This is a genomic window from Micromonospora sp. NPDC002717, from assembly GCF_040295705.1.
GTDB lineage: Bacteria > Actinomycetota > Actinomycetes > Mycobacteriales > Micromonosporaceae > Micromonospora.
Map to the genome: position 1 here is coordinate 1 of NZ_JBEOVW010000011.1, position 24793 is coordinate 24793.

The 24793-nt window shown below is 75.8% G+C and carries 18 protein-coding genes and 1 pseudogene; 8 read left to right on the plus strand and 11 right to left on the minus strand.

All coding sequences use genetic code 11. From position 1 onward, the window contains the following. Positions 1–565 precede the first annotated feature (565 nt). The gene (locus ABT006_RS17955; protein WP_350707678.1) at positions 566–1735 is read right to left on the minus strand and encodes an acyl-CoA dehydrogenase family protein; all 1170 of its coding nucleotides are present in this window, start codon (positions 1733–1735) and stop codon (positions 566–568) included. A gap of 220 nt (positions 1736–1955) precedes the next feature. Between ABT006_RS17955 and ABT006_RS17960 the strand changes: the two genes are divergently transcribed. The 4 genes from ABT006_RS17960 (at position 1956) to ABT006_RS17975 (ending at position 7759) form a co-directional block, all read left to right on the plus strand. Next, positions 1956–4256, plus strand: a complete 2301-nt coding sequence (locus tag ABT006_RS17960; RefSeq protein WP_350707680.1) for a sensor histidine kinase — start codon at positions 1956–1958, stop codon at positions 4254–4256. A 56-nt stretch (positions 4257–4312) separates the two neighbouring features. Then, positions 4313–5005 (plus strand): response regulator, encoded by a 693-nt coding sequence (locus ABT006_RS17965; protein ID WP_350707682.1) that lies wholly within the window; start codon positions 4313–4315, stop codon positions 5003–5005. Positions 5006–5078: 73 nt separating this feature from the next. Further along, positions 5079–6008, plus strand: coding sequence for an LLM class F420-dependent oxidoreductase (locus ABT006_RS17970; protein WP_350707684.1), 930 nt, complete (start codon positions 5079–5081; stop codon positions 6006–6008). Positions 6009–6517: 509 nt separating this feature from the next. Beyond that, positions 6518–7759: an FAD-binding protein gene (locus ABT006_RS17975; RefSeq protein ID WP_350708012.1), complete on the plus strand. Its 1242-nt coding sequence runs from the start codon at positions 6518–6520 to the stop codon at positions 7757–7759. A 20-nt stretch (positions 7760–7779) separates the two neighbouring features. Here ABT006_RS17975 and ABT006_RS17980 read toward each other — a convergent pair whose 3' ends face one another. Further along, positions 7780–8901, minus strand: a complete 1122-nt coding sequence (locus tag ABT006_RS17980; RefSeq protein WP_350707686.1) for a site-2 protease family protein — start codon at positions 8899–8901, stop codon at positions 7780–7782. A 311-nt stretch (positions 8902–9212) separates the two neighbouring features. On the opposite strand from ABT006_RS17980, the gene ABT006_RS17985 reads away from it, so the two are divergent. The 3 genes from ABT006_RS17985 (at position 9213) to ABT006_RS17995 (ending at position 12471) form a co-directional block, all read left to right on the plus strand. Continuing rightward, positions 9213–10358: a DUF3103 family protein gene (locus ABT006_RS17985; protein ID WP_350707688.1), complete on the plus strand. Its 1146-nt coding sequence runs from the start codon at positions 9213–9215 to the stop codon at positions 10356–10358. 173 nt (positions 10359–10531) lie between these two features. Beyond that, positions 10532–10753 carry a hypothetical protein gene (locus ABT006_RS17990; protein ID WP_350707690.1) on the plus strand — a complete coding sequence of 74 codons (222 nt, stop codon included), beginning with the start codon at positions 10532–10534 and terminating at the stop codon, positions 10751–10753. Positions 10754–10818: 65 nt separating this feature from the next. Continuing rightward, entirely contained in the window at positions 10819–12471 is a 1653-nt protein-coding gene (locus ABT006_RS17995) for a condensation domain-containing protein (RefSeq protein ID WP_350707692.1), read from the plus strand. Between the two features lie 59 nt (positions 12472–12530). Here the strand turns inward: ABT006_RS17995 and ABT006_RS18000 are convergent, their stop codons facing one another. From ABT006_RS18000 to ABT006_RS18025, 6 genes are all read right to left on the minus strand, one after another. Beyond that, entirely contained in the window at positions 12531–13442 is a 912-nt protein-coding gene (locus ABT006_RS18000) for a L,D-transpeptidase (protein WP_350707693.1), read from the minus strand. An 88-nt stretch (positions 13443–13530) separates the two neighbouring features. Beyond that, entirely contained in the window at positions 13531–14979 is a 1449-nt protein-coding gene (locus ABT006_RS18005; protein ID WP_350707695.1) for an alpha-amylase, read from the minus strand. Positions 14980–15235: 256 nt separating this feature from the next. After that, a complete protein-coding gene (gene serS / locus ABT006_RS18010; protein WP_350707696.1) occupies positions 15236–16522 on the minus strand; it encodes a serine--tRNA ligase in 1287 nt (428 codons plus the stop codon). Between the two features lie 114 nt (positions 16523–16636). Beyond that, positions 16637–17713: a DNA polymerase III subunit beta family protein gene (locus ABT006_RS18015; RefSeq protein WP_350708014.1), complete on the minus strand. Its 1077-nt coding sequence runs from the start codon at positions 17711–17713 to the stop codon at positions 16637–16639. Positions 17714–17828: 115 nt separating this feature from the next. Beyond that, complete coding sequence (locus tag ABT006_RS18020) at positions 17829–19010, minus strand: saccharopine dehydrogenase family protein (protein ID WP_350707698.1); 1182 nt, start codon at positions 19008–19010, stop codon at positions 17829–17831. Continuing rightward, positions 19003–19452 (minus strand): hypothetical protein, encoded by a 450-nt coding sequence (locus ABT006_RS18025; RefSeq protein ID WP_350708016.1) that lies wholly within the window; start codon positions 19450–19452, stop codon positions 19003–19005. The genes ABT006_RS18020 and ABT006_RS18025 overlap by 8 nt, the downstream gene beginning before the upstream one ends. A 153-nt stretch (positions 19453–19605) precedes the next feature. On the opposite strand from ABT006_RS18025, the pseudogene ABT006_RS18030 reads away from it, so the two are divergent. Continuing rightward, a pseudogene (locus ABT006_RS18030) lies at positions 19606–22559 on the plus strand (winged helix-turn-helix domain-containing protein). 14 nt (positions 22560–22573) lie between these two features. Here ABT006_RS18030 and ABT006_RS18035 read toward each other — a convergent pair. The 3 genes from ABT006_RS18035 to ABT006_RS18045 all read right to left on the minus strand — a co-directional run bounded on the left by ABT006_RS18035 (position 22574) and on the right by ABT006_RS18045 (position 24683). Beyond that, a complete protein-coding gene (locus tag ABT006_RS18035; protein ID WP_350707699.1) occupies positions 22574–23122 on the minus strand; it encodes a DsbA family protein in 549 nt (182 codons plus the stop codon). 284 nt (positions 23123–23406) lie between these two features. Beyond that, a complete protein-coding gene (locus tag ABT006_RS18040; protein ID WP_350707701.1) occupies positions 23407–24093 on the minus strand; it encodes a BON domain-containing protein in 687 nt (228 codons plus the stop codon). A 182-nt stretch (positions 24094–24275) separates the two neighbouring features. Further along, positions 24276–24683: a hypothetical protein gene (locus ABT006_RS18045; RefSeq protein ID WP_350707703.1), complete on the minus strand. Its 408-nt coding sequence runs from the start codon at positions 24681–24683 to the stop codon at positions 24276–24278. Between the last annotated feature and the right edge of the window lie 110 nt (positions 24684–24793).

Below are 24793 nucleotides of genomic sequence, written 5' to 3' on the forward strand. Positions count from 1 at the left end.
ACGCCGATCTTCCGATCCCGCGCCGGCGCGGCCGGAGCCGGGTGGGGGGTACGACCCGCCGACCGCGCTCGGCGCGCCGTCGGGCCGCGCGGCCCGACGGCCGCCGGAGTGGTGACGTCGGTGTCGGTGGGGCGGCACCGGCCCTGGCGCCCGGGACGGTGGCTGCCGGAGCGCGGCCTCGCGGTGCGCGGGCCGGTCGGCGCTGCGTTACGCCGGGGGCCGTCGCGGGGCCGGGCTCGGTGGTGGCGGCGTCGGCGGGGACGGTGCTGTCCCCGCCGGACCCGAGGAATGGGATGTGGCCCGCCATCCTTACGCCTCTCACCTGCTACAACAGTGCGACGCCGAGGTGGCCGGCGTCCTGTCCGCTACCCGACCGCCGATCCGTCAGCCAGCCGACTGCGGTCGGCGTGGAGCTGTGCGGTGCGCGTCGTCGCCGACCGGGACGGCGCCGCCGGTGCGCCGCTCGGCGGGTTCGCCGCTCGGCGTCCCAAGCAGTCACGCGGCGTTCTGGGCAGTCGGGCGGCGTCCCGGGCGCTCGGGCGACACGGCCGGCCCCGCCCCGGCGTCAGTAGGCCAGCTCCACCGGCCGGCCGAGCACCCGGGCGCCGTTGTTGCCGAGCCAGCCCTCGGCCGCCGCCGCGTGCTGGCTGAAGGTGTGGATGTCCCGGAACCGCCGCTGGAGCGGGGACGAGTCCCGGGCCGCCCCACCGCCGGCCGCCCGGTAGCAGATGTCGACCGCGGCGGCGGCCCGCTCGGACACCCACGGCAGGGCGGCGGAGATCCGGGGGTGCAGCCCGGGGATCGCCGCCGGGTCCGTGGCGCACGCCGCCCAGAGGTCGTCGGCCAGGTCCCGCAGCAACGCCCGCGCCGCCCGCACGTCGAGGTCGGCGCGGCCGAGCTGGAGGCGGAAGGCGGGCGAGTCGGCCAGCGACTGCCGGGCGTAGAGGCGCTGCCGGCCGCCGTCGAGCAGCGCGACCATGTCGTCCAGCGCGCCCTGCGCGATGCCGACCGCCACCGCGCCGAGGTGCAGGACGAAGTGGACCAGCGGTGCCACGAAGCCCGGCCCCGGCACGCAGGGCGCGCCGGTGAACAGGTCGAAGCTCTCCTCCGCCGGGCAGAACGCGGAGGCCACCTCGACGTCGTGGCTGCCGGTGCCGCGCAGGCCCAGCGCGTGCCACGTGTCGTGCACCGTGAACCGGGAGGCCGGGAAGAGCATCGAACGCACCTCCGGCGGCGCCCCCGCCGGTCCGGGCAGCGGCTCGCCGTCCCCGGTCAGCACGCAGTTGCCGAAGATCCAGTCGGCGTGCCGCGCCCCGCTCGCGTACGCCCACCGGCCGGTGACCTGGAAGCCGCCGTCGGCCAGCTCGGCCCGCCCCTGCGGAGCGAAGCCGCCCGCGACGACCACGTCCGGCCCGTCGGCGTAGAGCTTGTCGAACCGGTCGCGCGGCAGCATCGCCAGCAGGTGCGGCGTCTCCGCGCCGATCATCACCGTCCACCCCGTCGAGCCGTCCGCCCGCGCCAGCGTCTCCAGCACCCGCAGCCCGGTGCGCAGGTCCGCCTCGTACCCGCCGTGGCTGCGGGGGACGAACATCCGGAAGCAGCCGGCCGCCCGGAGCGCGTCGAGCAGGTCGGCGGGGAGCGCCCGTGCCGCCTCGATCTCCCCGGCCCGCCGGGACACCTCCGGGACCAGCGCGTCCACCGCCCCGACCAGCCGGTCCCGGTGCCGCTCCTCCATGGGTTCCTCCTCGCGTCGTGGCTCACCCACCACGGTGGACCCGTCGGCGACCCGGTGGCCAGGGACACCGGCACCGGATGCCCGGGACATCCCGCGCCGCGCGACGTCCACCCGGCCGGGACGAACCGGCCCGCATCGCAGGCGACTGTCGCCGGACCGACATTCGGAGTGGAACGTCGGGGGATCACCAACCGGCCCCGCGACTGCCAGGATTCTCGGCATGTCGGTCCAGCAGCCCCCGCCCGCGGCGACCCACGGCGACCGCCGGCACCCGGTCGCCGCCTGGCTCGTCCTCGTCGGCTGTGCGCTGCTGCTCGTCGCCACCGCCGGCTGCTGGGTGCTCGCCCGCCGGCCCTGGGGGCTGTCCCAGCTCTACTTCCTGGTCGACTTCACCGACTGCGCCGTCTACGGCGCGGTCGCCTGGCTGATCCTGCTGCGCCGGGGCCACCCGGTCGCCTGGCTGCTCGCCGCCACCGGGCTCGGCGGCGGGGTCGCCGCGCTCAGTGCCCAGTACGTCGACCTGCTCGGGGTGCACCCCGGGCTGCCCGACCCGGTGCTGCTCACCTCGGCTCGGCACTGGGCCTGGGCGCCGGGGATGCTCTCGCTGATCGTGGTGCTGCCCTGGCTGGTCCGGGAGGGGCGGCTGCCGCGGCCGGCCCGGGCGGCGGTACTGGCCGGCGCCGTGGTCGTCGCCGGCTACGTGTTGTTCCAGCTCACCTGGCCCGGGCCGGGCGCGGGCGGGTCGGGCGCGCCGCTGCCGATCGCCAGCGCCGGATGGGCGGAGTTCATCGAACGGGTGCAGCCGGCCCTGCTGGTGGCCGTCCCCGCGCTCGGGCTGCTCACCGCCGCCGGGGTCGCCGCCCGCCGTCGCCGGGGCGCGCCCGCCGAGCGCGTCGGGCTGGGCTGGCTGGCCGTCGGCACGCTGCTGCTCGCCCTGAGCTTCGCGCCGGTGGCCCTCCCGGAAGGCTGGGCCCGGCCGGTGCCCGACGAGGCGGCCCCCGTCGCGATGCTCGCCTCGCAGGCGTTCTTCCCGGCCGCCGTGCTGGCGGTGGTGCTCCGGCAGCGGCTGTGGGGCATCGAGATCGCCGTCCGTCGCACCCTGGTCTGGTTCCTCATGACGTTTCTGCTGGTCGCCGCGTACGTGCTGGGGGTGTCGGTGCTGGACGCGCTGCTGCCGGCCACCCCGGCGGTGCCCGGGGCGCTCGTCACGGCGCTGGTCGCGATCGGCGTGCAGCCGGGCCGGATCCGGGTGCAGCGCCGGGTGGACCAGCTGATCCACGGCGCGGCGGCCGAGCCGCTGCGCGTGGTGCGCCGCGTCGGGCACCGCATCAGCGCGACCGGGGACGCGGCCGACGTGCTCACCGAGGTGGCGCGCAGCCTGACCGACCTGTTGCGCCTCGGCGCCTGCGCCATCGAAGTGGACGGGCCCGAGGGCTGCTCCGCGCGGGCCGAGTCGGCCGGGCCGCCCGGCGCGCCGCTGGTGCTGCCGCTGCGCCGGGGGGAGCGCGAGGTGGGCCGGCTCACCGCGTGGGCCCGGGCGGGGGAGCGGCTGGACGGGCGCACCCGGGCCGCGCTGCTCGACCTGGTGCCGCTGGTCTCCTCCGCGGCGAGCCTCGCCGCGACCAGCGGCGCGCTGGCCGCGTCCCGGGCCCGGCTGGCCGAGGCCCGCGACTCCGAGCGGCGCAAGCTGCGCCGGGACCTGCACGACGGCCTCGGGCCGGCGCTGGCCGGGGTGGCGCTCGGCGTGCAGGCCGCCCGGAACCTGCTCGCCGTCGACCCCGACGCGGCCGGCCGGCTGCTGGACCGGCTGCGCGACGAGATGGACCAGAGCGTCGAGCAGGTCCGCGACCTCGCCCGGAACCTGCTGCCGCCGGTGCTGGGCGAGCGGGGCCTGGTGCCGGCCGTGCACGAGCTGGCCCGGCGGTACGACGGCGCGCCGCTCCTGGTCGAGGTCGACGCGGACCCGCTGCCGCTGCCCGAGCCGGTGGCCACCGCTGTGTACGGCATCGTGGCCGAGGCGCTGCGCAACGCGCACCGGCACGCCGCCGCCCGGACCTGCCGCATCGCGCTGATCATGGACGAGGCGGGCCTCACGCTCACCGTCGCCGACGACGGGGCCGGGATCCCGCCGGGGGCACCGCCCGGCGTCGGCATGCTGTCGATGCGCGAGCGGGCCGAGGGGGTGGGCGGGACGTGCGCGGTCGGTCCGGGGCCGGCCGGGGGCACCCTGGTCAGCGTCCGGGTGCCCGCCGACCGGTGCGCCGTGCCCAGCCGCGCCCGGGCGGAGCGGCCCCCGGACCGCGCGCCGTGGCCGCTGGAGGGCGCGGGCACCGCCGGCACGGGCCCGACGAGCCCGCCGCACGTCGCGGTGTCGTCGCGCGGGGCAGGACCAGCAACGCCGCCGCCGCACCCAGGTCGAGCGTCGGTGGTGTCGACGCCCGACGGCGCGGCGTCGCCGGGCCCCGGCGACCGGACGGCCGTCGACCTGGCTGTGGGCCGGACGGTGGGGGTGGCGTCGTGACCGGGACGGATGGTGAGGGTGGCCCGGCTGCGGGCCGGACGGTGGGGGTTGGCCTGGTGACCGGGACGGACGGTGGCGGTGGCGCGGTGACCGGGACGGACGGCGGGGTGATCCGGGTCGCGGTGGTGGACGACCATCCGGTCTTCCGCCTCGGCATGACCGCGCTGCTCGCGAGCACCGCCGGCCTGCGGGTGGTCGGCGAGGCCGCGGACGCCGACGAGGCCCTGCGGGTGGCCGCCACCCTGCGCCCGGACGTCATGGTCATGGACCTGCACCTCGGGGGCCGGTCCGGGGTGGAGGCGACCCGGGAGATCGTCGGGCGGCACCCCGGGATCGGGGTGCTCGTGGTCACCATGCTGGACGACGACGACTCCGTCTTCGCGGCGCTGCGCGCCGGCGCCCGCGGCTACCTGCTCAAGGGGGCCGCGCCGGGGGAGGTGGAACGGGCGGTCCGGGCGGTGGCCAACGGCGAGGTGCTGCTCGGCCCGGCGGTCGCCGCCCGGGCGGTGGGCTTCCTGGCCGGTGCCCGGGCGGCCGGCCCGGTGCCGTTCCCCGAGCTGACCGACCGGGAGCGCGAGGTGCTCGACCTCGTCGCCCAGGGGCTGAGCAACGTGGTGATCGCGCGGCGGTTGACGCTCAGCCCGAAGACCGTCCGCAACCACCTGTCCAACGTGCTCACGAAGCTCCAGGTCGCCGACCGGGGCCAGGCGATCCAGCGCGCCCGGCAGGCCGGCCTCGGTCAGCTCTGAGATGCGTCGAGGGTCCGGCGTGCGGGCGGGGCGAGATCCGGCGGGGACCGGGCCGGCTCCCTATGCTCGGGCCATGGAACTGCGGATCTTCACCGAACCCCAGCAGGGCGCGACCTACGACGACCTGCTCGCCGTGGCCCGCTGCGCGGAGGACGCCGGCTACGGCGCCTTCTTCCGCTCCGACCACTACCTGAAGATGGGCTCGGTGAGCGGCGACCCCGGCCCGACGGACGCGTGGACCACCCTCGCCGGACTGGCCCGGGACACCCGGCGGATCCGGCTGGGCACGCTGATGACCGCCGCCACCTTCCGGCTGCCCGGCCCGCTGGCCATCACGGTGGCGCAGGTCGACCAGATGAGCGGCGGCCGGGTCGAGCTGGGCATCGGCACCGGCTGGTACGCCGAGGAGCACACCGCTTACGGGATCCCCTTCCCGTCGCTCGGGGAGCGCTTCGACCGGCTGGAGGAGCAGCTCGCCGTCATCACCGGGCTCTGGGCGACGCCGCCGGGCAGGACGTTCGACTTCGCCGGCACGTACTACCCGGTCAGCGACTCGCCGGCCCTGCCGAAGCCGGTGCAGGACCCGCGCCCGCCGATCCTGCTCGGCGGCATGGGCCCGAAGCGGACGCCCCGCCTGGCCGCCCGCTACGCCGACGAGTTCAACCTGCCGTTCGCCTCGGTCGAGGACTCGGCCGCCCAGTTCGGGCGGGTCCGGGACGCCTGCGCGGAGGCGGGCCGGGACCCGGCCGAGCTGTGCTGGTCCAACGCGCTGGTGCTCTGCTGCGGCCGGGACGACGCCGAGGTGGCCCGGCGGGCGGCTGCGATCGGCCGGGAGCCCGACGAGCTGCGCGCCAACGGCCTGGCCGGCACCCCCGCCGAGGTCGTCGACAAGATCGGCCGGTACGCGAAGATCGGCAGCGAGCGGCTCTACCTCCAGGTGCTCGACCTGGCCGACCTGGACCACCTGGAGCTGGTCGCGGCCGAGGTGATGCCGCAGCTCTGAGCCGCGCAGCGGCCCGGGTGGCCGTCAGGCACGCGCGGCCGGCGGTCTCCCGGGCGCCCGATCCGGCCCCGCCGGGGCGGTGCCGCGGGTGAGCTGCCCGGCCCGGGGCGCCGGCCCGGGGTGGGGCACCGGGTGCGGCGCGGGCGGGGGCGCGGGCGTCGGTCGGGGCCCGGGCGTCGTACCCCCCGGGTCCGCCCCGGCCGGCGGCGCCCCCGGCGGGGCCGGCCCGGCACCGGTCGGGTCGATCTCGTCCCGCGAGGCGGACACGTCGCCCCGCGGGGCGGGGTCGCGGTAGCTGCTCATCGGCGTAGGGTTCCCCGACGACGGCGGTGGTAACCGTCGCCGACCGGCGGACACCCGTCCACGGTCGGCCCACCCCGACGGTCACGGGCAGGGGGATCGGCGTGGAAATCGACGGCGCCGCGGCGGCCCGGACGGACGGCCCGCCGCGCCCCCGAGGCGGTGCAGACCCGCCCGACGACGCGACCGGCAGCGCGACCGGCCGGGCGGTGCCGGGCGCCAACTGGGCGGGCAACGTCCGCTACGCCGCCCGCCGGCGCCACCGGCCGTCGTCCCTCGACGAGCTGCGCCGGCTGGTGGCGGGCAGCGACCGCGTCCGGGCGGTCGGCACCGGGCACTCCTTCAACCGGCTCGGGGACACCGCCGGCGACCTGGTCTCGCTGGCCGGGATGCCCGCGACCGTCGCGTTGGACCCGGACCGCCGGACCGTCACCGTGCCGGCCGCCATGCGGTACGGGGACCTCGCCGCCCGGCTGCACGAGCGGGGGTACGCTCTGGCCAACCTCGCCTCCCTGCCGCACATCTCGGTGGGCGGGGCGGTCGCCACCGGCACCCACGGCTCGGGCGAGACGGTCGGCAACCTGGCCACGTCCGTCGTCGGGCTGGAGTTGGTGACGGCCGACGGCGACCTGCTGACCGTGGACCGGGCGGCGGACGGGGACACGTTCGCCGGGATGGTCGTCTCGCTCGGCGCGCTCGGCGTGGTCACCCGGCTCACCCTCGACGTGGTGCCCGCGTACGACCTGCGCCAGTATGTCCGCCTCGGCCTGCCCCCGGAGGCGCTGGACGCGGCGTTCGCCTCGGCGTACAGCGTCAGCGTCTTCACCGACTTCCGCGGGCCGCGGCTGCGGGAGGTGTGGCTGAAGCAGCGCGCGGACGCCGCCCCACCCCCGGCGGACTGGCTGGGCACGACGGTGGCCGACACGCCGCGACATCCGGTGCCCGGCATGCCGGCGGAGCACTGCACCCCGCAGCTCGGCGTGCCCGGGCCGTGGCACGAGCGGCTGCCGCACTTCCGGCTCGGGTTCACCCCGAGCAGTGGCGACGAACTCCAGTCGGAGTACCACGTGCCGCGCGACGCGGGGGCGGCCGTGCTGGCCGCGTTGGCGCCGGTCGCGCACCTGATCGCGCCGGTGCTCCAGGTCTGCGAGCTGCGGGCGGTGGCGGCCGACGCGCTCTGGCTCAGCCCGAACCACGGGCGGGACAGCCTCGCCGTGCACTTCACCTGGATCGCCGACCCGGCGGCGGTGTTGCCGGTGGTGGCGGCCGTGGAGGAGCGGCTCGCGCCGTTCGCGCCGCGCCCGCACTGGGGCAAGGTCTTCGGGCTCGCCCCGGCGGCGGTCGCCGCGGCCTGGCCCCGGTACGCCGACTTCCTCGACCTGGTGCGCCGGCTCGACCCGGCCGGCACGTTCCGCACCGACCTGCTGGACCGCTACCTCCCCCGGGACTAGCGGCCGGGGCGGCCGGCCATCTACTCGCGCAGGCTGCCGCGCTGCACCGCCCGGCTGATGTCGCTCGGCGAGACGATCCCGACCAGCCGGCCGTCGGTCACCACCAACGCCCGCCCGTCGGCGCACTCGCTGAGCCGGGGCAGCAGGTCGTTGAGCGGCTCCTCCGGCCGCGCCAGCACCAGCTCGTCGGCGCGGCAGGCCACCTCGGCCAGCGTGGTGGCATCCCGGCGGTCCGCCGGGATGCCGCGGACCCGGTCGAGGGTGACCAGGCCGACGGGCCGGTCGTCCTCGGTCAGCGGCAGCGCCGTGTGCCGGTACGCGAAGAGGTAGTGGTCGACGAAGTCGGCCACGGTCATCTGCCCCGACGCGGTCTGCGGCTGCGGCGTCATCACGTCGGCCACGTGTACCCCCCGCAGCGCGCTGCCCATCCGGGCCTGCCGCTCCTCCATGCCGGCGGCGCCGATCAGGAACCAGCCGATCAGGGCCAGCCACAGCCCGCCGAAGCCGACCCCGGCCAGGAACTGCCACAGCCCCAGGCCGATCAGCAGCGCGCCGAGCACCCAGCCGGCCCGGGCGGCGACGACCGATGCCTTCGTCCGGTCGCCGGTCGCCTTCCAGACCGCCGCGCGCAGCAGCCGCCCGCCGTCCAACGGGGCGGCGGGGAGCACGTTGAAGACCGCCAGCAGCACGTTGATGCCGGCCAGCCACGCCAGCGCGCCGAGCGGCAGCCCGTCGACCCCGGCCAGGGCGAGCACCACCGCGATCGCGCCGAAGAAGAGCCCGATCAGGAGGCTCACCAGCGGGCCGATGCCGGAGATGCGCAGCTCCGCGCCCGGGTTGGGCGCCTCGCCGCGTAGCTCGGCCACCCCGCCGAAGAGCCACAGCGTGATGCTGCCGACCTCCAGCCCGTTGCGCTTGGCGACGATCGCGTGGGAGACCTCGTGGGCGAGCAGGCCGAGGAAGAAGACGACCGCCGCGGCGAGCCCCGCGAGGACGTACGCGATCACGGGCCGGTCCGGGTAGGCCCGGGGGAACTGGTTGGCCGACAGCGCCCAGGCGATCAGCACGAAGATGACCAGGACGCTCCAGTTGACTCCGACCGGCACGCCCGCGATCCGGCCGAGCCGGAAACTCGCCCTCATGCCTGCGGACTACCCCCGGAAAGTGCTCCCATGCGTTGTAGGCGCAGGTCGAAGCTCTGGTGATGATCTGCGCGGGCAGGTCGCGGAGGCGCTGGGCCCTGCATCGAGCGGCGCTGGGAGTGCGGGGCGGACGAGCGTGGCCGCATACGTGTCGTGCGGACAGGTTGGTCGCGGTACGAGGTGGTCCGTTCGCGCTGCGTTCACCAGCGGATCGTTGACGAATTTTCAATCCACGTATATCTATCTCATAGACGTCACGAATCTCTCGATCACCGTCACAGCCGGTGGCCGGGACACGCAGAGGAGCCCTCGTGAACCCACGTACCTTCCGTCGCGCCGCCCTGTCGCTGGGCATCGCGGCCACCACCCTGGCTGCAGCGGTCGCCACCCCTGCGTACGCCCGGCCCGACCATTCCGCACCTGCGCCGGCGACCGTCGCCGCCAGCCCCGTGTTCACCGTGATGGACGGCGTGGCCCGCCAGGTGGCGGACGCCTTCGCCGACCGGTCCACCATGGGTAGGCTGACCACCTCCGCCGCGAACGGCCCGGTTGACCTGCTCGCTGCCAACGTGAGCGGACGGCTTGCTGGCGACCTGCGCTCGGCCAACCAGCGGCTGTTGGCCGCCAAGGGCCTGCCAGCCGGCACCGGCTCGCTGTTGCGGTTGCGGCTGGCCCACCCGGACATGCGCGCGGCACTGGCACGCGGCGAGGCGCCGCTGGTCGCCGCCACCCCGACCGATGACTCGGCGACGAGCGTGACCGCGTACGACCGCTCCGGCGGCACGGTGGTGCTGGACGCCGCCCAGGTGCCGCAGCGGCCGGTGCTGCTCGTCGACGTGGACACCGAGCGGGCGCTTTCCGCCGGTCTGAGGGTGATGCGCGAGGAACTGGGCGCGCGGGGCATCCGCCAGGCGGCTCCGGTGCCGCCCGCGTCCCGTGCCTCGGGCGATGGGGTGACCGCCGCAGCCGGTTACTGGGCCACCAAGGTCGATGCCGTCCGGCTCGCCGACGACAAGGAGCCCTGGATCAAGGGCGGCGCCGAGATCTACAACATCGTGGCCGGGTTCGGGCTGGACGGCAAGGTCAAGGTCGACCTGGTGCAGATGCCGTACCTGGACAACGACGGCACCACGTACTACCCGAACCAGTTGCTGGTGCACTTCTCGTCGTACAAGTACAACCTGGCCGACGTGGTCATGATGGAGGACGACGGGGACACCAACTACTCCGCACTTGTCAAGGCGATTGCCGGCGCGCTGCTGGTGATCGTGGACGGCGGCGCGTACACCCCGCTGGTCAACGCGATTCTGGACGCCATCCCGACCTCCTGGTACACCGATGACCCGGACTTCGTGGACGCCTGGTACACCCTGTCCACCGCCAGCAGCGGCCGGAAGTACGGAGCGGCCGGCAACGGCTGGATGGACGTCACCGGGTACTGGGTGCAGGAACTCTGACCCGCTCTGGTGGCGCTCGGGCGGGTGACCCGGATTACCAGGGTCGCCCGCCGCCGCCGACGGGCCGGTGCTGACCACACGGGCGGAAGGCTCCCACGTCACACCCCTGGGCTTGAGTCGCCATGCCGACATCTGGGCATGGATGCGGGCCGCTCGTCGGGATAGTTGCGAGGGTGGCGAGGCTGACCCTTGAGGGCGATGATCCGTACCTCTGGCTGGAAGATCTTGGTGGTGCGGACGCTGCCGGGTGGGTGCGGGACCGCAACGCGGAGACCGTCGCCGCGCTGACCGGCGGCGAGGCGTTCGCGTCCGCCGGTCGACGCGTGGGCGGGCGGGCCGGCCGGAGAACATGGCGCCGACAGCCCGCAGACGCGGGGGAGCAGCGTCCCCGCTGATCCGGGGCTCGAAGGATAGGGAAACGACCGATTACGCGGCGCGCGGCAGCGCCTAGCGTCGCGGCATGACGCTTCGACTGTTCCCGGCTGCGCCGCGTCGCGGCGGCACCAGGGCGCGCGTCGCGCTCGCGGTCATCTGCTGCCTGGCGCTCGTCGGCTGCTCGTCCACCCCGGGCGGCACCTCAGCCGAGGAGTCGCCGGAGTTGACGGCCCGCTACGGCCAGTCCCCGGCGAAGGATCCGTCCGGGTTCACGTACCAGCCGGACGTGGTCGTGGTCGACGGCGGCGCGGCGGCCGTCCGGTCGGTGAGCGGCGACGGGTTGGTCTGGACGATCGACGGCGGCGTGCGCGGCCTGGGCGACCTCGACGTGGGCGAGGTCATGTTCCTGACCTCGCGGGCGGTCGGCCGGGTCGCGGCGAAGGAGCGGGTCGGCGGCGACGTCGCGGTCACGCTCGTGCCGGTGCAGCCGCAGGAGGTCATCCGCGACGGCCGGATCAAGGTCGACGCCGCGATCGACGTCGCGGACATCGGCACCGACAGCATCGGCATCCAGGAGATCCCGGACCTGCCCGGGACCGTGACGACCCCGGATCGGGCCGACACGGACCTGCACCCGGCCAGCAGCACGCCCGACCCGGGCGCGCGGCAGCCGACGACCGTGTTCGCCACGAGCGGCGGGGCGGGCGTCGTCCGCGAGGCGGCCCTGGTGAGCCGGTCTTCGGCAACCACGTCCGTGACGCCGATGCGTCCACCGGGTCTCGGCGCGGGAGCCCCGGCGCGCCGGCTCGCCGCCGTGACGGTGCCGCAACAGCCGGTCGGGAAGATCGCCGGGTCGGACCAGAAGCTGCCGTCACCGGCCAAGGAGAAGCTGGACGTCACCCTCAACGACTGGGGTGTGACGACCGCGCTCGATGCCAAGGGGCTGACCGTCTCGGTGTACCGCAAGGAAGGCAGTCACCTGAAGTTCGGCGCCGACATCACCCTCGGCTTCAAGACGCTGCGGCTGACCACGGACGTCGCCCTGACCGCCGGCACCATCGCCGCGAACCCGGGCACCGTCCTGCACGGCCTCGAGTCGCTGGAGGTCAAGCTCCAGGCCGGGCTCGGCGGCGGCACGGACAGTAACTCCAAGGTGAAACTCGAGGTGCCGGCCGAGATCTTCAACAAACCGATCATGGTCAACGGCCTCCCGATGGTGCTGGTCGGGAAGGTGAAGCTGGTCCTCGAGACGGCGCTGACCGGGAAGAACTCGACGCTCACCGCGTCCGGCAAGTGGGGGCTGGTGGGAGCGCTCGGGATGCAGTCGGGTACGCCGCTGGTGCCCACGTTCAGCGTCATCACGAGCATGATGGACTCGATCAGCGGCATCACGCTCGGCCCGAGCGGGCTCGTGATCGCGCCGGAGTTCAAGTTCTCGCTGGGCTTCGGGGTGCCCGGGGCCTCCGCCGGCCCGTACGCGAAGTTCCGGTTCGCGGCGGGGGTGACCAACGGCTCGGCGTTCGGTGCTCCGCTGGCCCGGTGCACCCGGGTCGACCTGGTCATCAAGGGCGGCTTCGGCATGGGGATCAACATCGACGGCGAGCTGGGGAAACTCATCGGCGACCGCCTTCCCGGCCGGCCGAAGTTCAAGGCCGACCTGGAGAGCGAGTTCCTGTGGGACATCGTGAAACGCTCGCAGACCATCCCCGACGTGCCGCTGTGTACGGCCGGCGGCTGACGCCACCTGCTCAACAGCCGACGGGCCCACTTTCGCAGCAGTTGCCGGGCTCGACGCCGTCAGGCGGTCGGGGGTGGCACGGGCAGCTCGTCGACCACCACCACCTCGGTGCCGGGGCGCACCTCGGCCAGCAGTTTCCGCTGCCCGCTCTTCGTCAGCCGGATGCAGCCGTTGGTGGTCTTCATGCCCAGCTCGCCGTCGTGGTACCAGCTGTGTATGCCGATGTGCGCCCCGCGCAGGCTGGCCGGCACCGACTCCGGGTCGTCGGGCACCGCGCCGAGGGCGAAGATGTCCACGCCCCCGTACACGTCCTGCGGCGGCGGGGTGCGGCCGAGGATGAAGGTCCGGCCCAGCGGGGTCTCCTGGCCGCGCTGGCCGAGGCTGATCTCCCAGGACTGGACGGCCTGGCCGGCGCGGTACCAGGTCAGCCGGTGCGGCTTGCGCTCGATCACGAGCTGGTCGCGCAGCGGCACGGTGGTGAAGCCGCCGGGCGGCAGCCAGGCGAGGGTGCGGTTGGCCGAGGGGAGCAGCACGGCCGTCCAGCCGGCGCGCCGCTGGGCGATCGGCATGGTCAGCTCGACGCCGTTGATGGTGGGGGCGAGGAAGGCCAGCGGTCGACCGCCGGGGGCGGTGTAGGCGGCGATCTCGCGGGTCGGGTGCAGGCCCTCGGTCAGCGGCGTCGTGTCCAGGGTGTCCGGGTCGGCCGGGAATCCGGTGGGTGCCGGGCCGTAGTCGACCACCGGCAGGTCGTCGGGCGCGGGCGCGGCGACGGGCACCCGCTCCGGCGTCGGGGCCGCGCTGCTCGGCGCGGCGGCGGTCGGCGTGGGCGGCGCGACGACCGGAGGCGCGGGGGGTGTGCGGTCGAGGGTCAGTGCCCAGCCCGTGGCCCCGACGGCCGCCAGCAGCAGGGGTACGCCCACGGCGACGGCCAGCAGGCCCGCCCGCCGCCGGATCAATCGGTCAAAACGCACAAAGTCACTGTAACGGGTGGAGAGCGACGAAGCCCCCGCCCTGGTCGGAAAGCCGACCGGGGACGGGGGCCGTCGGTGGGGTGGCGGGTCAGCTGAGCCGGGCGCCGACGTGGATGGCGACCGCGTCGTGGGCGGGTATGTTCGCGGCGAACCAGCCGTTGCCGTCCACAGTGATCACCGGCCCGCTGCACGTGCCGTTGGCGAAGGTGCCGTGGATGACGTCGCAGTAGCGGCCGGCCGGCAGCCCGGCGTGGTAGGACCGGCCGGTGATCGCGTGGTCCTCGTCGTTGACCGTCAGATAGCCCTTGCCGGCGCGGCTGAAGGCGATGTGGTTGTTGCCGTTGTCGTACCAGTTGGCGACGCCGGCGCCCTCGGTGGCGTTGCGGAAGCCGACCATGTTGGCGATCACCGGCCAGCGGTGCTCGCACTCCCAGCCGGAGTAGCAGGTGGTGTCCAGGGTCCGGCCCGAGCCGTCCGAGGGCGGGCCCTGGTCGCGCTGGCTGAACGTGTAGCTCGACATGACCGTCGGGGAGCCGTACGGCCAGCCGAGCATGAACGCGTTGGCCAGCGCGTAGATGCCCCGGTCGCGGTAGGTCAGCACGCCGCCCACGTCGCGCTGGGTGTCGTGGTTGTCCACGAACACCGCCGCCGAGCCGCTGGGCAGGTGCCCCCAGCCCTCACCGAAGTTGCGAAGGTAGGCGAGCTTCTCGGAACGGAAGACCCGGGCCAGGTCCTTGCCGTAGCGGAACTCGTGCACGTCGCCGTTGCCGGTGTACTCATCCGGCTGGATCGGCTCGCCGGCCCCGTGGATGACCTCCTGCACCAGGTACGCCGGGCGGGACAGCTTGCCCTTGATGGCGGCGATGTCGGCGGCCGGCATGTGCTTGCTGGCGTCCATCCGGAAGCCGTCGACGCCGAGCGAGAGCAGGTCGTTGAGGTAGCCGGCGATCCGCGTCCGGACGTAGTCCGACTCGGTCTTCAGGTCGGCGAGGTTGACCAGCTCGCAGTTCTGCACCTCCCACCGGTCGTTGTAGTTGGCGATGTCGTCGCCGCCGTTGCGACCGCAGTGGTGGAAGTCCTGCGTCTGGTAGATGCCGGGGTAGTCGTAGTGGCCGTACGACGAGCCGGCCCACCCGGTGCCGCCGTTGTCCTGCCCGGACATGTGGTTGACCACCGCGTCCACGATCACCTTCACCCCGGCGGCGTGGCAGGCGTCGACCATCGACTTGAACTGGGCGCGGGTGCCCTTGCGGGACTCGATCCGGTAGCTGACCGGCTGGTAGGCCAGCCACCACTGCGAGCCTCGGACGTGTTCCTGGGGCGGGGAGACCTGGACCCAGCCGTAGCCCTTGGGGCCGAGGGTGGTCCCGCACTCGGTCGCCACCGAGGCCCAGTTCCACTCGAAGAGGTTGGCGATGACCTTCTTGCTGCCGGCCGGGGCCGCGGCGGCCGGGGGCGCCGTCGCGGCGGCGGGGACGATCAGGCCCGCGATCACGCCGAGGGCGACGATCGCCGACAGACGTCGACGTCTCTGCATCGGAGGACTCCTGACGGGGTGCGGGGGCGGGGCGGCGGCGGGCCGGGGGAGGGCCCGATGCTGCCGGAAAGTTGCAGCCCGGTCTGAAAGTTTCCGAAAGATTACAAGCGTGTTCCAGTGACTGTCAACGCATGGACATGCGTCACTGCGGTGAAGTGAAGGACAGCCGCGTCGTCCGTGCGGGCGGCGCCGCGGCTCGCCACAGCCGAGTCGCCCCCGCCGGCGGCAGACGCGAGGCGGGGGCGAGGGCCGAAGGTCAGCGGGCCGGCGTGAGGCGGTCGGTGCCCAACCGGTCGCGGAGCACCTCGGGCACCAGCACCGAGCCGTCGGGCTGCTGGAACTGCTCCAGGATGGCCGGGAACAGGCGGCTGGTGGCCAGCGCCGACCCGTTGAGGGTGTGCACGAAGCGGGTCTGCTTGCCGCCCGGCTCCCGGTAGCGGATGGCCGCCCGGCGGGCCTGGTAGTCGCCGCCCCAGGAGACCGACGAGACCTCCTTGTACTTGCCCGTGCTCGGCATCCACACCTCGATGTCGAGGGTCTTCTTCATCGCGGCGCTGGCGTCGCCGGCCGACAGCAGGGTGCGCTGGTAGTGCAGGCCCAGCGCCTCGACCAGGCTCTCCGCGTGGCCGACCATCGCCTCCAGCGCGGCGTCGGCCTGTTCGGGCAGGGTGAACTGGAAGATCTCCACCTTGTTGAACTGGTGGCCCCGCACCGTGCCGCGCTCGTCCGAGTGCGAGCCGGCCGCCTCGCGCCGGTAGCACGGGGTGTAGGCGAACACCCTCAGCGGCAGCTTCGCGGTGTCCAGGATCTCGTCCTGGAACGCCCCGAGGATCGCGGTCTCCGCCGTGGGCAGCAGGAACTGCCCGCGCGGCGCGGACTGCCGGTCCAGGTGGTAGACGTCGTCGTAGAACTTGGGGAACTGGCCGGCGGCGAAGCCGGCGGTGTCCAGCAGCAGGTGCGGCGGGAGCAGGAACTCGTAGCCGGCCTCGATGTTCCGCTCGATCAACCAGTTGACCAGCGCCCACTCCAGCCGGGCGCCCAGGCCCGTGTACATCCAGAAGCCGGAGCCGCCGAGCTTCACGCCACGCTCGTGGTCGACCAGACCCAGCGCGCGGCTCAGCTCCACGTGGTCGCGGACCTTCTCGATGGCCGGCGGCGCGCCGAAGGTCTTGACGACCCGGTTCGCCTCCTTGCCGCCGCCGACCACGTCGTCGGCCGGGAGGTTGGGCAGCTCGCTCATCCGGTCGCGCAGCCGCGTCTGCACCTCGTCGAGCTGACTCTCCAGCTCGGCGAGCTGCTTGCGCTCGGCCTCCGGGGCGGTCACCTGCGGCTCGGCGCCGGCCCGCTTCGCCTGCGCGTACGCGCGCGCCTCGGCCTTGCGGCGCTGCCGCTCGGCGTCGATCCCACTGATCAGGGCACGGCGTTCCTGGTCGAGCCGCTGGATCTCGTCCAGGGCGCGGGTGACCTCGGCGGGATCCAGTCGCTTCGCCAGCGCGGTCTCCACCGCCTCGCGATCCTTCCGGATCAACTCCATGTCGAGCATGCTGCTCCGTACGCCTCCGTCCGGACGTCAGGTGGACCCACCGATGCTACCGTCGCGGCCCGGTCGCGCCCCGGGCCGGGCCGGACACCGTCCGCCGCCGTCGGCGAGGAGGGGTCAGAGCCGGATCGGCATCAGGATGGAGAAGGCGTCGGCGTCGTCGGGGCGGCGGACGGCCAGCGGCGCGATCGGGCCGTCCAACTCCAGCAGCAACTGCCCCGGGCCGGCGGCGTCGAGGGCCTGGAGCAGGTAGTCGCCGTTGACGCCGACCCGGAACGCGTCCTCCTCCCCGGCCAGCTCGTCCGCCCCGAGCAGCCGCACCCCGCCCCGGCCGTCCGGCCCGAGCACGGTCACGGCGAGCGGGGTGCCGTCGTGCCGCCGGCTGACGACGGGGGCGTCGGCGCTGGTCAGGGCCGACCGCAGGGCGGCGGCGTCGACCGTCAGCCGGTGCGCCGGCCCGTCGCCGGCGGCGGCGTGCAGCAGGCGGGCGTAGTCCGGGAAGTCGTACGGCAGGACGGCGGCGTCGACCGTACGGCCGGCGACGGAGATCGAGATCGTGCCGCCGGCCACGGTCAGGTGTGCCGCGGGGGTGCTCCCCGCGCCCGTGTCGAGCAGGGCCCGCGCCTCGTCGACGAAGGCGACGGGGGCGAGCACCCGCGCCGGCGGCCCGTCGACCCGGCCGGCCACCCGGGCCAGGGCCATCCGGTGCCGGTCGGTCGCCACCAGCCGTACGCCGTCGCCGTCGGCGTCGAACAGCACGCCGGTCAGCACCGGCAGGTCGGGATCGGTGCCGACCGCGAAGCGGACCGCGTCCACGGCGGCGGCCAGGTCGACCCGGGACAGGACGAGGCGGGTGGTCATCGGGCGCTCCTCGGGATCGATCAGCGTACGGATCCGGGAGAGCTCGCGGCGGGCGTCGGCGAGGCCGTCCTCCAGGCGGCGCAGGTGCGCGTCCAGCAGGCGGTGCACCTCGGCGGGCGCGGACCGCAGCGCGGCGGCGATCTCGGCCACCGGCATGCCGACCCTGCGCAGCCCGGCCACCAGCCGGGCGGGCGCCACCTGGTCGGCGGTGTACCAGCGGTAGCCGGTGACCGGGTCGACCAGGGCCGGGGTCAGCACCCCGGCCGAGTCGTAGAACCGCAGGGCGCTCACGGTCAGCCCGCTGGCCCGGGCCAGCTCGCCGATGCTGTGCAGGTCGCTCTCCACGGCGCTGATCCTGTCGTCTCAACCTGGTCGAGGGTCAAGCCACCGACCGCCCGGGCCGCCGGTCGTGTCCGGTCTCGTCGGTCGGTCGGTCGGGGCCCGCGGGTCAGCGGGGCTCGTCGAGCACCCGGAACGTCATCCCGGCCCGCACCAGCCGGTCCAGCAGCGCGTCGCCCATCGCGGTCACCGGCGTGACCTGGCCCGAGTTCGCCGGCAGGTCGTCGGTGGCCAGGCAGAGCGCGGACTCGGCGAGCATCTTCGCCGTCTCGTCGTACCCGGGATCCCCGCCGGCCACCTCGGTCAGCACGCGCCGGCCGCCGCCGGTGCCGACGAACCGGACCCGGAACCAGGATCTCGCCCGCTGCTGCGGCGTCGGCCCCTGCCCGGCGGCGAGCCGGCCGAGCAGCCAGCGCCGGGCCGGCGGCAGCTGCACCAGGCCGACCAGGCCGCCCAGCCCGACCGCGCCCACCAGCACGGTGGGCAGCCGCTTCACGGCGGCGAAGTGCCGGTAGCGGAAGTCCGGGCCGTACTCGGGGCGGGCGGCGGCGGAACGGCGTACCACCTGCGGGTCGATGGTCGGCAGCGGCACCGTCCACATGCCCAGCTCCCTGTCGCGGGCGACCCGCCCGGGCGCCGCGCGCGCCCGCCGCCCCGTCGGACGCGGCTCGACCCGCCGGCGGTCGCGCGCCGCCCGGGACGTCTCGGCCCGCCGGGAGAAGGCGAGCAGCGCCGAGTGGTACGTGCCGGCGGAGAACCGCCCGCCCGCCCGGACGAAGCCGTCGACGGTGATCGGCACGCCGGCCGGCAGGTGCTTGAGCGTGAACCAGACGCCCAGGTCGTGCGGGACCGAGTCGAAGCCGCAGGCGTGCACCAGCCGCGCCCCGGTGCGCACCGCCTCGTCGTGGTGGCGCACGTACATCAGGTCGACGAACTCCGGTTCGCCGGTGATGTCCAGGTAGTCGGTGCCGGCGCGGGCGCAGGCGGCGACGAGCGGCTCCCCGTGGTGGACGTACGGGCCGACGGTGGTGGCCACCACCCGGGCGCTCTCGGCCACCGCCCGCAGCGAGGTGGCATCGGTGACGTCCGCGGTGAGCAGGGGCAGCCCGGCCAGCGCCGGGTCGATCGCGGCCAGCCGGTCCCGGACGGCGGCGAGCTTGCCGGGGTTGCGCCCGGCGAGGGCCCAGCGCAACCCGGGCGGGACGTGGCGGGCGAGGTACTCGGCGGCCAGCCCGCCCGTGAAGCCGGTGGCCCCGAACAGGACGACGTCGTACGCCCGCTGCTCACGCATCCGCCGAGTCTGCCACCCACGACGCCGGGCGGTCGACGGCGGAGCGGTCCGCGCGGAGCACCTCGCCGGTCTCGGCGAGCTGCTTGACCTCCCGCAGCGCCTGGCGGATCAGCAGCCCCGGATCGTCGCCGACGAGGTGGGCGGCGAGTCCGGTGGGGGTCGCGCCGGCCAGCGGCCGCGCGGCCAGTTCGGTGCCCCGGCAGCCGGGCGCCGGGCGCAGCTCCACCTGCACCGCGCCGCCGAGCCGGCGCAGGGGCTCCGGCCAGCGCCCGCCGGGCAGCACCTCACCGGGCGCGCGGTCGACGGTCACCACCTGCCAGCGCGCGGGCCGCGGGTCGGCCCCGGCCGCCCGGGGCCAGGCCCATCCCCGCCGGCATACGGCCAGCGTCAGCAGCGCCGCCGCCCCGGCCGTCGTGGCGAGGGCGAGCCCGGCCCCGGCCATCCCCGCGATGCGTCCCACCGGCCCCTCCGTCCCCGCGCGCCCACCTCGGTGTCCTTCGCCCCACCGGCCCCGTCGCGCGCCGCCGGCGCGGCCGGTCGCCCGCGTGCCACCAGGGTCGCCGCGGCCCGGGTGACGCAGGCTCCCCCCGAAGGGGTGAACCGGGCCCGGCCGGGTAACCGCCCGCCGCATGGCCTGGGGAGTGGACGCGTCCGTGGGGGTGGGGCCGGATGCCGGAGCACGTACGGGACACGGGGGTCGTCGCGGTCGCGGGCGGGCCGGCGGGGGCGCCGCTGCTGGCGTCCCGGCTGAGCCCCGCCGCGCCGCCGGAGCCGCTGCTGTTGCGGCCCCGGCTGCTGCGGGCGCTGGACGCGGGGACGGCCGGCCCGGTCACCCTGGTCTGCGCCCCGGCGGGGTGGGGCAAGACGACGCTGCTCGCCTCCTGGTTCCGGGCCGCGCGGGAGGCCGGGAGCCACCCGGGCCGGACGGGGGAGGGGCCGGTGACGGCCGCGGCCGAGGGCGCCCGGGACACGGCGGCGGCCGGCGCGAGCCCCGGCGACCTCGGCGCGGCGGCGGACGCCCCGGCAGGGCCCGCCCGGCCGTTGCCGGCGTGGGTGTCGGTGGAGGCCGGCGACGACGGGGACCGGCTCTGGTCCTACCTGGCGGCGGCGCTGCGCTCGGCCGCCGATCCCGCCGACGACGCGCCGGGCCCGCCCGTGCCCGACCGATCGCCCCGCCCCGACCAGTTGGAGCTGCTGGCTGCGGCCCTCGCCGCCCGGGAACGGCCGGTGCTGCTGGTCCTGGACGACCTGCACCGGATCACCGACCCGGCGGCGCTGACCGGGCTGGACTTCCTGCTGCGCCACGCCGAGCAGCGGCTGCGGCTGGTGGTCGGCGCGCGTGGCGGGCTGCCGCTGGCCGTGCACCGGCTGCGGCTGGCCGGGGAGCTGACCGAGATCGGCCCGGAGGAGCTGGCCTTCACCGGCGACGAGGTCGCCGACCTGCTGACCGCGCACGGGGTGACGCTGCCGGTGGCCGGGGTGCGCCGGCTGCGGGAGCGGACCGGCGGCTGGCCGGCGGCGCTGCGGTTCGCGTCGCTGGCGCTGCGCGGGCAGCCCGACCCGGCCCGCTGGGCCGAGCAGTTCGGTGGCGACCAGCCGGATGTCGCCGGCTACCTGCGCGAGGAGGTGCTGGCCGGGCTGGCCCCGGAGGCCCGGGACGTGCTGCGGCGTTCCGCCATGGCCGACGCGGTCTGCGCCGGGCTCGTCGACGCGCTGACCGGGCGGGCCGACGGCGAGCAGGCGCTGGCGAGCCTGGCGGGCGACGGCGGGCTGCTCCGGCGCGACGACGGCCGCCCGCCCTGGTACCGCTGCCACCCGCTGCTGGCCGACGTGCTGCGGGCCGAGCTGGGCCGGCTGCCCGCCGACGTGCTGCGCGACCTGCACCTGCGGGCGGCCGGCTGGTACGCCGACAACGGGCGGCCCGTCGACGGGCTGCGGCACGCGCTGGCCGGCGGGGACTGGGACCAGGCCACCGAGCTGTTCGTCACCCGCTGGCCGGAGCTGGTCCCGTACGACCGGGACGAGCCCGGGGGCGCGGCGCCCGCGCCCCCGCCGCCGGAGGCCGTGCGACGCGACCCGGAGCTGGCGCTCGCCTGCGCCGCCGAGCGCGCCGGTGCCGGGGACGCGACCGCGGCCACCGGGCACCTGCGCGCCGGCGTGGACGCCGCCCGGTCGCTGCCGGCACCGCGCCGGGACCGGTTCCGTCGGCTGGTCGCCGCGCTGGAGGTCACCCTGGCCCGGCTGGCCGGCGACCCCGGTGCGGTACGCGCCGCCGCCGGCCGGCTGCTCGCCGGCCGCCCCGCGCCGGACTCGACGGTTCCGATCTCGCCACCGGCGACCGGACTGCCGGTCGAGCCGCGCGGCGACGCCGCCGAGGACGCCGACGTGCGTGCGGTCGCCGGCACCGCGCTCGGGCTGGCCGACCTCGCCGACGGCGACCTGGCCGCCGCCGGGCCCGCCTTCGCCCGGGCGCTGGCGGCGGCCCGGGACGCGGGGCGACCGCGTACCGAGCTGGTGTGCGCCAGCCGGGCGGCGCTCCTGCACGCCGTGCGGGGCGAGCTGCGGACCGCCGAGTCGCTGGCCCGGGACGCCCTGGCCATGCCGCCGTGCCAGGGCTGGTCGTGCCGGGAGGACTGCGCGCACGGGTACCTGGCGCTGGCTCTGGTCGCGCTGCACCGCGACCAACCCGAGGAGGCGGAGGCGCACCTGGCGCTGGCCACGCCGGCCACGGGCGAGCCGACCGTGGCGGCGACGGCGGCGCTGTGCCGGGCGGGCCTGCTGCGGGACGCCGGCGACCTGCCCGGTGCGCACCGGGCGCTGGCCGAGGCCCGGGAGGGGCTGGCCGACCGGCCGCGGGCCGCCGAACTGGCGTCCTGGCTGCTGGCCGCCGAGGCGGACCTGCGCGGGGCCCGGGGCGACCTGGACGCGGCCCGGCGCCTGCTCGCCGACCGGGTACGGGACGGGGCCGACCCGCCGCTCGCGATCGCGCTGGCCCGGGTGGAGCTGCGCGCCGGCGACCCGCGCGCCGCCGGGTACGCGCTGCCAGACTGGGAGGCGCCCGGATCGGCCGACTGGCCGCTGCCCGTACGCCTGGACGCGGCGCTGCTGGACGCGGTGCTGGCGCGGCGGGCGGGCGACGACCGGCGGGCCGGACGGGTGCTGGAGCGGGCCCTCGACCTGGCCGGCCCGGAGGGGTTCCGGCGGGTGTTCACCCGCGCCGAACCCGGGGTCCGGGACCTGCTCGCCGCCCACCTCGACGCGGGCACCGCCCACTGGCCGACCGTCAGCGACCTGGTCCGGGGCGTCGACACGCCGGCCGACCGGGCTTCGGCGGACCAGCGCGCGGCGGCGCTGGACGAGCCGCTGACCGAGCGGGAGCTGACCATCCTGCGCTATCTGCAGAGCATCCTGTCCAACGTGGAGATCGCCGCCGAGTTGTCCCTGTCGGTCAACACGGTCAAGACCCACGTGCGCAACATCTACCGCAAGCTCGATGCCACCCGCCGCCGCGAAGCCGTCCGCCGTGCCCGCGACCTCCACCTGATCTGACCGCGGTGGGTGGGTCAGGGGGTGGCGGCGGCGTCGACTGCGGCCAGGAGGTCCGCGAGGTCGTAGCCGGCGTCGTGGCGGACCCCGTTGACGAACAGGGTCGGGCTGGCCTCGACGCCGCTGCGGATGCCGCCGACGAAGTCCCGCCGTACCCGGTCGCCGTGCGCCTGCCGCTCCACCTCCGCGTTGACCTCGTCGGCGGGCAGGCCGAGCTGCGCGACGCCGAGCGAGAGGTGTACCGGGTCGAGCTGGTCCTGGTGCTCGTAGAGCCAGTCGTGCATCGCCCAGAACCGTCCCCGCCGCCCGGCCGCCTCGCTGGCCTCGGCGGCGTGCTCGGCGTACGGGTGCATGTTGGTGATCGGGAAGTGCCGGTACGCCAGCCGTACCGTCTCGGCCCGCTGCCGCAGCACCTCCCGCAGGTTCTGGTACGCGGCCCCGCAGAACCGGCACTGGAAGTCGCCGTACTCGACGATCGTCACCGGCGCGTCCATCGGTCCGCGGACGTGGTCGTGCTCGGTCACCGGGGTCCGCAGGCGGGCGGTGACCTGCAGTGGCGTGGTCATCCGGTCGTCACCCGCCGATCCGTGCCGAGGCGCTCCGGCGCGAGCGGCCGGCCGTCGTCCGCCCGCCGGAGGCGTGCGGAGCCGGGCCGGGTGGCCGGCGTGCGGGATCCGGGCGTGGCGCGCCCGGCTCGGGTCGACCCCTTCGGATCAGTCATGTCTCCCAGGCTGGCCCGGAGCGGGGTGAGGGCGGCTCACCCCGCCCGGGTGGTTCCACCCGCGTGCCCGTCGGGCCACGTCCGCCGGCCCTCGCCGCCGGAGTCGGAGGCCGACCGGGGCACGGCGGCTCAGGCCAGCACGGGGGCGACCGCGATGTGGTTCTGCACCTCGCGGATGCCCGGGGCACACCAGGCGGTGCGTTCCACCTCCGCCCGCTCCGGCATCGAGTGGACCAGCCCGCCGAGCACCACCGTGTCGCCGTGCACCCGGACGGTGATCCGTTCCGCCTCGGTGGCCCGGTTGCGGGCCAGCGCGTCGACGATCCGGGCGGCCAGGGCGTGCCCGTCTGGCCGGGTTTCGGGGCGGACGGTGATGCCGTTGCTGACCCCGCGTACGCCGGTCAGCCGGGCCACCGCCCGTTCGGCGGCGCGGCGCTGGTACTCCCAGTCCACCTCGCCGTGCAGCGTCACCCAGCCCTGCGCGACCGTCACGTCGAGCTGCTCCAGCGGGACGAAGGCGTCCCACTCCAGTGCGTGCCCCGCCGCCGCGGCGATGTCCGGGTCGGCGCGTTCGGCGCCGGTGCCGATGCGTACCGCCAGGTCGTTGGCGACCGCCCGGACGCGGGCGACCCGGTGCGCCGCCCGTTCGGCGGCCCACTTCTTGGCGTAGCTGTCGACCCGACCGGTCAGCGTGACCACGCCCTCGGAGACGGTCACGCCGATCTCGTGCGGTCGCACCCGGGGTTCCCAGGTCAGCTCGTCGAGGACGGCGGACTGGATGTCCTGGTCGGTACGGGTGATCGTCTCGATGGCCACCTGTCACTCCTCACGGGATAGCTGCCTGTGCACACGGGTCTGCCGGGACCGATCCTGGCGCGGGCGGGGGTGAGCGGCCCTCACCCGACCCGGGTGGCTGTGCCCTGCGGGAGGTACGGCGCGGGCCCCGGCCGACCCTCAGGGTCGACCGGGGCCCGTGGTGTGCCGTGGGCCGGGGTGAGTCAGCCGTCGAGGCCGACGGGGGAGTTGGGACGGTCCACGTCGACGAACTCGATGTCGTCCGCCGCCCGGTCGTCCCGGCTGCCGGCGGCCCGCGCGGCGGTGCCGGCCGCCCAGCCGATCGCCGCGCCGACCAGCGCGGCGCCGATCAGCAGCGTCCAGGGCAGCGCGGGGCGGCGGCCGGCGAGCGCGTCGAAGGCCAGGGTGGCCCGGCGGCGCGCCTCGTCCGCCGCGGAGCCCACCAGGTCGCCGGCCTCGTCGGCGAGGCCGGAACCGCCGCGGCGGGCCGACCGGGCGGTGTCGCGGACGCTGTCACCCGCGGAGCTGACCGCCGAGACCAGGTTCTGCCACGCCTGGTCCGCGATCCGCTCGGGCTTGCTGCGGCGATCCAGCAGATTGGTACCGAACATGGTGGTTACCTCCTCGGGCCGAAGCCGGCGGCCACTTCGGACTTCGACGTCTCACCGGCGCGTCATGGTTCGCTCGTTCCGCCTGTGCCCAACCGGGCGCCTCGGCAAAC